Below are 7,326 nucleotides of genomic sequence, written 5' to 3'. Positions count from 1 at the left end.
CGCGCGGTCCGGCACGGCCGGGTCGGGGGTGGGTCGGGGCGCCGGGGTGGGGCGGGCGGGGTCGCGGTCAGGCGGGGTGGGGGCCTTCAGGGTTCTGGGGCGGCTCGGCCGGGTCAGGGCGCCCGACGGCGGTCGCGCAGGTAGGCGTCGCGGCAGGCGGATCGGGCGGTGGTGCCGAGGGCGGTCCGGGGGATCGCGCCGGGGCCGACGAGGACGAGGTCGTGCAGGCGCAGCGCGTGTTCGCGGAAGACGGCGGCCCGCACGGTGCGGGTGAGGGCGGCGTCGCCGTCGGGGGTGTCGGGCGGGGTGTCGGGCGGGGGGTCGGCGGCCTCCGCGGTGACCACCAGGTGTCCGCCCAGGTCGGCGGGGACGCCGTAGGCCGCGACCCGGCGGCCGCGGAGGCGGGGGTGCGCGGCGGCGACGGTCGCCTCGATGTCGCGGGGGTCGTGGTGGCGGCCGTCGGCGGTGATGCGGTCCGCGGCGCGGCCGGTGACGTGGAGTTCGCCGTCGACGAGGGCCCCGAGGTCGCCGGTGCGCAGCCAGCGGACGTCCGGGTCGCCGCCGCGCAGGACGGCGCCGAACGCCTCGGCGCCGCGGCCGCCCCGGTAGCCGCCGCCGACGTTGGGGCCGCTCACCCAGATCTCCCCGACGGCGCCTTCGGGGACCTCGACCCGGTGGTGGGGGTCGACCACGGCGGTCCGCTGTCCCACGGGGCGCCCGCAGGAGACGAGGACGGTGCTGTGCTCCTCGCCGTCGGGGCGTTCCACGACGACGCCCGCTGCGAGGGCGTCGCGGTCGACCACGCGCAGGCGCGGCGGGCGGGGCGCGGCGTCCATGCCGACGCAGGCGGTGGCCTCGGCCAGGCCGTAGGCGGGGGTGAGCGCGGCGGGGTCGAGTCCGGCGCCGGCGAACGCGCCGGTGAAGGCGCGCAGGGTGGCGGGGCGGACCGGTTCGCCGCCGTTGAGGAGGCGGCGGACCCCGCTGAGGTCGAGCCCGGCGCGGTCGGCGGGGCGGACGCGGCGCGCGCAGTGGGCGTAGGCGGAGTCGGGGGCGGCCGAGTACACGGCGCGCCGCCGCGACATGAGGCGGAGCCAGCGGATCGGGTCGGCGGCGAACGCGGCGGGGTCCATGAACTCGGCGCGGCTGCCGGTGAGCAGCGGGACGGCGACGGTGAGGAGCAGCCCCATGCCGTGGAAGAGCGGCAGCCACCCGGCGGTGGTGATGGTGGTGTCCTCGCCGCCGACGGCGGCCGCCCACACCTGCCGCACGTTGGCGGTCAGGTTGGCGTGGGTGACCACCACGCCGGCGGGGCGGCGGGTGGCGCCGGAGGTGTACTGGAGGTAGGCGGTGCCGGTCGCGGCTGGCGGGTCGGGGAGGGCCGGCGGCGGGCCGGCGGGGGCGGGTTCGTCGACGGCGGCCACCGCGCGCACCGCCGCCCCGGGGGCGTCGGCGAGCAGCCGCTTCACCGCGTCGTGGGCGGCCGAGGTGGTGAGGACGAGCGCGGGCGCGCAGTCGCGGAGGGCGCCCGCGAGCCGGTCGCCGCGACCGGGCGGGCCGGGGGCGGTCGGGGCGGGGCGGGTCGGACCGGGGGCGGGCAGCGGGACGGCGGCCGCGTGGGTGCGCAGGACGGCGAGCACGGCGACGACGTAGTCGATCCCCTGGGGGGCGAGGATCGCGACCCGCTCGCCGGGGACGGTGGCGGCGTGGACGCGGGCGGCGAGGGCGGCGGCGCGGCGGGCGGTCTCGGACCAGGTGAGGGCGGTGGTGGCGCCCTCGGCCCCGTGGGTGTGGTCGGTGAAGGCGTAGGCGGGGGCGTGCGGCGCCTCGGCCGCCCACCGGTCGAGGCGCGCGATCAGGGGCTCGGCGGGCGCGGCCGGGCCGAAGCGGGGGTGGGGGCCGGGGCCGGGGTGGGGGCCGCGTGCGCGGTGCGGAGTCCGGTCGTCACGCGTCCATGGCATGTGCTCTCCAACGCCTCGGTTCCCTGCGGCGGCCGCCTGGGCGGGACCGTCCGCACCGGCGCACCCCCTCTCGGCGCCGGGAGGGGCGGCGGAGGGGCCGGTCCGGCGAAGGGGGCCGCCGGACCGGCCGGGAGGGGGTGGCCGCGCACGGTTGTCACCGGACGACCTGGAGGGAACCTAACGGGGAGTCGCCCGGTGGCGCTGTGTACACGGACGCGAACTTACCCGCGGGTATTGTCACCGGCGTGATAAACGCCGCCGGATGGCGATCGCCGCGCCACCCCATTCAGCCGGAGTTTCGGAAATCGCACCCTTCGTCGGAACGCGGCAACTTGCGCCGTTTTTGACATACGCCGGATTTCCGCCCTCCGCCGCGGGCCGCCCCCGTGCGGCGCGGGCGACACCAGGGGCCGGGGGCGGAGGCCGCTCAGCGGCCGGGGTCAGGGGCGGGGTCGAAGGCCGGGGTCAGCCGCCGGGCGCAGAGCCCGGAGTCAGGCACCGGGATCAGGCACCGGTGGTGAACAGGTAGTTGCGGTGGCCGTCCCGAACGCGGTCGGCGGACCGCCACTCCCCCGCGACGCGGACCCGCATGCGGTAGCCGAGGGCGGAGAGCCGGTCGACCAGGTCGGTCGCGCGGGCGCCGTACTTGGCGAGGTGCCGGTCCTCGATCTCCAGCAGCAGCGCGGGGCGGTCGCGCTCCAAGACGGCGCGGCCGCCGTCGAGCACGGCGAGTTCGGCGCCCTCCACGTCGGCCTTGACGAAGTCGACCCGCCCGATGCCCTGGTCCGCCACCAGGGCGTCGAGGGTGGTGACGGGCGTGGGGACCCGGCGCTCGGCGCCGAACTCGGCGTTGGGGCCGGGCCCGTCGGCGCCGGTGGTGAGGAAGGCGCGCCCGTGCACGGGCAGGCCCCGGCGCACCGGCAGGCTGAGGACCCCGGAGCCGGGTTCGCGCCCGAGCGCGCAGCGGACGACGCGAACGTGGCGGGCGTCCAGGGCGCGAGCGGCGGCGCGCAGGAACGCGGCCGGTCCGGGCAGCGGCTCGACGCCGAGCACGGAGCCGCGCGGCCCCACCAGATCGGCCAGCGCGAAGGTGTACAGGCCGTACTCGGCCCCGATGTCGACGCACGCCTGCCCGGGGCGGACCACGGCGCCGAGTCCGGCCACCTCCCGCTCGATGAAGAACGCGTGCGGCGACAGGGCGCGCAGGGCGCCCCCGGCCGCGCGGAGCCGGAGTCCTCCCGTGTCCGTCCCGGCGGTCGGGGCGTGCGGCGGGCGGGGCGCGGGTGACGTCATGGCGGCCTCCAGGTCGGTCGGGCGAATCGGTCGGCAGGTCGGTCGGGCGGAACGGTCGGGACGGGCGGAACGGTCGGGCGGGTCGACCGGGTCGGCAGGGATGCGGACGGGCGGCGCCCTCCGGTCCCGAGCGTAGGGCCGCTCCCCCGCCGCCGCGCCCCGCCCCGCCGCACACACCCCACCGCACGCACCTCACCCCGCCGCGCGGCCGCATGGACGCCGGGGCTGAACCCGGACCGGCGGCGAGCCGCCCCCGAGCGTGGGCACATCGCGCCGACCGAACGGCCCACCCCCGCCCACCGGGCGGCCCCGCCACGACCGTCGCGGATCAGCACCACGCTTTCCCTGTGCGTGGACACACGGCGCCGCGCACCGAACGGCCCTTCCGGGCTACCACGGGGCACGCGGCCGCATCGCGGTGGGACGCTCTCCGGTCCACCCGGGGGAACGCGGCCGGCACCGCTAAGGGCCGGGCGGAAGTTCGGCTACCCGCCGTGCGGAACGGATCGGACAACGCGCCGCCGGGCGCGGTGTCCGGTGCGGTGATGCACGCGCGGCGCGCGCGGGTGTTCCGGGGCGAGGCCGGCGCCGCCGATGGTGGGCGGGGATGTGGCCTGCCGAGGGTGGGCGGGGCGGCCCGCCCGCTCGGGGGAGACGGCCGGGGCGGGGACAGCGGTACCGTACGGCGGCGCCGTGGCGGGCCGGGCCGAGGGCCGGGCGTCCCACCGGGCGAAGGCGGGCGAAGGGCGCGGGCGAGGGGCGGGTCGGGGGCGGAAAAACCACTCGTGGTGGCGGGGGGCGGGGTGGTAGCTTCGCCCGGAACGTGCAGGTGCGACGGGGCCCATGAGGCCCGGAAAGGCGTGGTTGATGACCCGGCAGGAGCCGAGCGCTCCCCTCCGTCCCATGGGCCCGCCGCGCCGCTGACGCGCCGCCTCCCGGCCCCCACCGGTTCCGCCCGCGCGTCCGCGCGCCGGGGCGACCGGCCGGGGTGGGGACCGCTCGGCCTCTCCTTGCGACGACAGACCATCTCGCCGAGGAGCAACCGGGTTGTCCACCCACGAACACGACCGCAGTCCACACGACCGCGGTCCGCGCGACCGCGGTCCGCGCGACCTCAGTCCGCACTCCCGCGCCGCCACCTTCACGTGTGTGCGGTGCGGCCTGACCCTGAACGAGGCCGCGCCCGACGGCGCGCGCCGCGACCACTGCCCGAGCTGCCTGCACTCGCGGCACCTCACCGACCACGTCGACGGCGGCCCGTCCGACTGCGGCGGCCGCATGGTGCCGATCTCCGTCGCCGTCCCGCGCGGCGGCGACTGGCGGGTAATCCACCGCTGCGTCCGCTGCGACGAGCTCACGTCGACGCCCATCCGGGGCGACGACAACCAGCTCGTGCTCATGCGCCTGGCGGTGCGGCCGCTCGCGCAGCCGCCGTTCCCGCTCGAAGCGTTCGGTGACCTGTGAGGGCCGCCGGACGGGAACGCGCCATGCCTCGGCGCCGCGTGCGCGGCGGCCACGGGACGCGGCGCGGTGCCGGCGCGGACCTACCGCGTCGCGGTACCGGTGCGGCCCCGCCGCAGCGCGGTGACAGCACGGCCCTGCCGCGGCGTGTTACCGGTGCAGCCCTACCACGGGGAACGGGGGTGCGCCATGCCGCGGCGTAGTGTGCGCGGGGGGCGCCGCCCCCAGCGGGCGAAGCCGGTGCGCGAGCACCGGGGCGAGGGAGTGCGCGGCGGGGCGTTCCGGTGCGTCGGCTGCCGGCTCGACGTGCCGTTCGACGCCCCTGGCACCGCCCACCGCAACCACTGCCCGCACTGCCTGGCCAGCCTGCACGTCGACCTGCGGGTGCCGGGCGACCGGGCCGCGGACTGCCGGGGGCGCATGGCGCCGCTGAGCATGTCGGCGCGCCCGGACGGGGAGTGGCTGGTCATCCACCACTGCCTGGCGTGCGGCGACCTCAGCGCGAACCGGATCGCCGGCGACGACAACGCGCTCGCGCTGCTGCGGCTCGCGGTGCGCCCGCTGTCCGACCCCACGGTCCCGGTGCGGGCGCTGATGTCGCTCTGACCCCTCCGGGGCCGGGCCGCTCCGGCCCGGCCCCGGAGGGCGGGGGTCAGTCGATGCCGACGGCGGTGCGGACCTTGGCGAGGGTGGCGCGGCTGCGGGCGCGGGCGCGGTCGGCGCCGGCCGCGAGGATGTCGTCGAGGTCGCTGCCGGGGGCGATCAGCTCCTCGTAGCGGTCGCGCATCGGGGTGAACAGGGTGTTGAGGACGTCGAACAGCTCGTTCTTCAGCTCGCCCCAGCCCATGCCGCCGGCCTCCAGGCGCTTGCGGACGTCGGCGGTGCGCTCGGGGGCGGCGAACTGCGCGAGGAGCTGGAAGGGGACGGAGGTGTCGGGGTCCTTGGGGTCCTCGACGGGGGTGGAGTCGGTCGGGATGCGCCGGACGGTCTTCTTCAGCCGGCTCTCCGGCAGGAAGATCGGGATGTGGTTGTCGTAGGACTTGCTCATCTTGCGGCCGTCGACACCGGGCAGGATGCTGGCCTCGCCCTCGGGGTAGGCCCCCTCGGGGATGGGGAAGGCGTAGGACTCGCCGTACAGGTGGTTGAACGACTTGGCGATGTCGGCGGTGTACTCGATGTGCTGCACCTGGTCGCGCCCGACCGGGACGACGTCGGCCTCCATCACCAGGATGTCGGCGGCCATGAGGATCGGGTAGTTGAACAGCCCCATGTTCACGCCGGCGTCGAGTTCGGCGACGCCCGCGGCCTCGTTGCGGTCGCGCGCGGCCTTGTAGGCGTGCGCCCGGTTCATCAGGCCCTTGGCCGTGACGCTGGCCAGGATGGTGGCCAGCTCGAACACCTCAGGGATGCTCGACTGCCGGTAGATGACGGTGCGCTCGGGGTCGAGTCCGCAGGCGAGCCAGGTGGCGGCGACCGATCGGATGTCCTGGCGGAGCCGGGCGGGGTCCTTGACCGAGTTCAGGGAGTGGTAGTCGGCGAGGAAGTACAGCGTGGTGTTCGCGTCGGCGGCGGCGAGCGCCGGCTTGATCGCCCCGATGTAGTTGCCGATGTGGGGCATCCCGGAGGTCTGGATGCCCGTCAGGTAGGTCTTGGTCGCTGCCATACGGGCGATTTTATCGGGGGCGGGGCGCCCCGCCCCCCGCGGCGGCGCGCCCGGGGCCGCCCACCGGTGTTCCCGCCCGCCGCGCTCCGCGATCGGCGGGCCACCCGGTCGGCGGGCGGCCGCCGGTCCCCGAGGGCCTAGGAGAACTCGGCGGTGCCGAGGATTTCCTCCAGGCCGTCGAACCCGAAGTTGTCGACGATGAGGATCTCCTCGGCAGGAAGGCGCCACAGCACCTGCGGGTAGGTGGCGTAGTCCTGGAAGTCGGGGCCGGTCAAACAGGGCACGTGCCATTCGCCGCGGGTCGCCGCCCGCCCGCCGATCTCGACGTCCTCGACCTCGCCCGCCGGGGGCCGGGACCTGTTGTCGGGGGTGATGTCGGCGCCTTCGGGGCACGGCGGCACCTCGGTGGTGGGCACGTAGTAGGTCTCGGCGTCGAGGGGTCCGTTGCCGGGTCCGCCCCGCTCGATGCCCAGGGGGCCGAGGATCTTGAGGTGGCGGCAGGTCTCCCCGCCGGGGACCGTCCAGGTGAGGTCGACGCCGCAGGTGCCGCCGTCGGGGAAGAGCGCGATCCACTCCCCGGGCGCCGGGTCGGGCTGGCCGGGGGTGGCGAAGTCCTCCTCGACCCGCTGCACCCGCCAGTCGGCGGGGACGTCGATGCGCATGGACTGGAACTCGACCTCCTGCGGGGCGGGGTCGGCGGACGGCGAGGACGCCGGGCTCTCGGCGGCGGTGGGCAGGAGGGGCTGGTCGGTGGTGACGCGGCCGGCGACCCATCCGCCGGTGACGACCGTGGTCGCGGTGGCCCCGGCGACGAGCAGGGCGGTGCCCTTGCTCATGCCCGCGATGGTGCCGGCGCCCGCCGTGCCCGCTCCGGCCGCGCCGGCGGCCCCGCTCCCGGCGGCGCCGCCGGCCGCCACTCCCCCGGCCGCTCCCCCGGCCGCCAGTCCGCCC

General features: G+C 77.4%; 5 protein-coding genes and 1 pseudogene. 2 read left to right on the top strand and 4 right to left on the bottom strand.

Features of this window, described 5'->3' with window-relative positions; translation table 11 throughout:
- Positions 1–113: 113 nt before the first annotated feature.
- Together NT8_RS26140 and NT8_RS26135 are read right to left on the bottom strand one after the other, a co-directional pair.
- Complete coding sequence (locus NT8_RS26140) at positions 114–1,958, bottom strand: fatty acyl-AMP ligase (protein ID WP_067975162.1); 1,845 nt, start codon at positions 1,956–1,958, stop codon at positions 114–116.
- A 504-nt stretch (positions 1,959–2,462) separates the two neighbouring features.
- Positions 2,463–3,251 (bottom strand): FkbM family methyltransferase, encoded by a 789-nt coding sequence (locus tag NT8_RS26135; RefSeq protein WP_084469299.1) that lies wholly within the window; start codon positions 3,249–3,251, stop codon positions 2,463–2,465.
- Positions 3,252–4,298: 1,047 nt separating this feature from the next.
- On the opposite strand from NT8_RS26135, the gene NT8_RS26130 reads away from it, so the two are divergent.
- Together NT8_RS26130 and NT8_RS26125 are read left to right on the top strand one after the other, a co-directional pair.
- Entirely contained in the window at positions 4,299–4,715 is a 417-nt protein-coding gene (locus NT8_RS26130) for an RNHCP domain-containing protein (protein ID WP_084469298.1), read from the top strand.
- A 186-nt stretch (positions 4,716–4,901) separates the two neighbouring features.
- Positions 4,902–5,318, top strand: a complete 417-nt coding sequence (locus NT8_RS26125; RefSeq protein WP_067975158.1) for an RNHCP domain-containing protein — start codon at positions 4,902–4,904, stop codon at positions 5,316–5,318.
- A 46-nt stretch (positions 5,319–5,364) separates the two neighbouring features.
- Here NT8_RS26125 and NT8_RS26120 read toward each other — a convergent pair whose 3' ends face one another.
- Together NT8_RS26120 and NT8_RS26115 are read right to left on the bottom strand one after the other, a co-directional pair.
- Positions 5,365–6,375 (bottom strand): tryptophan--tRNA ligase, encoded by a 1,011-nt coding sequence (locus tag NT8_RS26120; RefSeq protein ID WP_067975156.1) that lies wholly within the window; start codon positions 6,373–6,375, stop codon positions 5,365–5,367.
- A 137-nt stretch (positions 6,376–6,512) separates the two neighbouring features.
- A pseudogene (locus NT8_RS26115) lies at positions 6,513–7,326 on the bottom strand (hypothetical protein); the annotation flags it as partial.

It is taken from the genome of Nocardiopsis trehalosi NBRC 14201 (assembly GCF_001552555.1).
GTDB classification, from domain to species: Bacteria; Actinomycetota; Actinomycetes; order Streptosporangiales; family Streptosporangiaceae; genus Nocardiopsis_B; species Nocardiopsis_B trehalosi.
The sequence above is the reverse complement of the archived record's forward strand: the minus strand, read 5'-3'. Positions and strand labels throughout refer to the sequence as shown.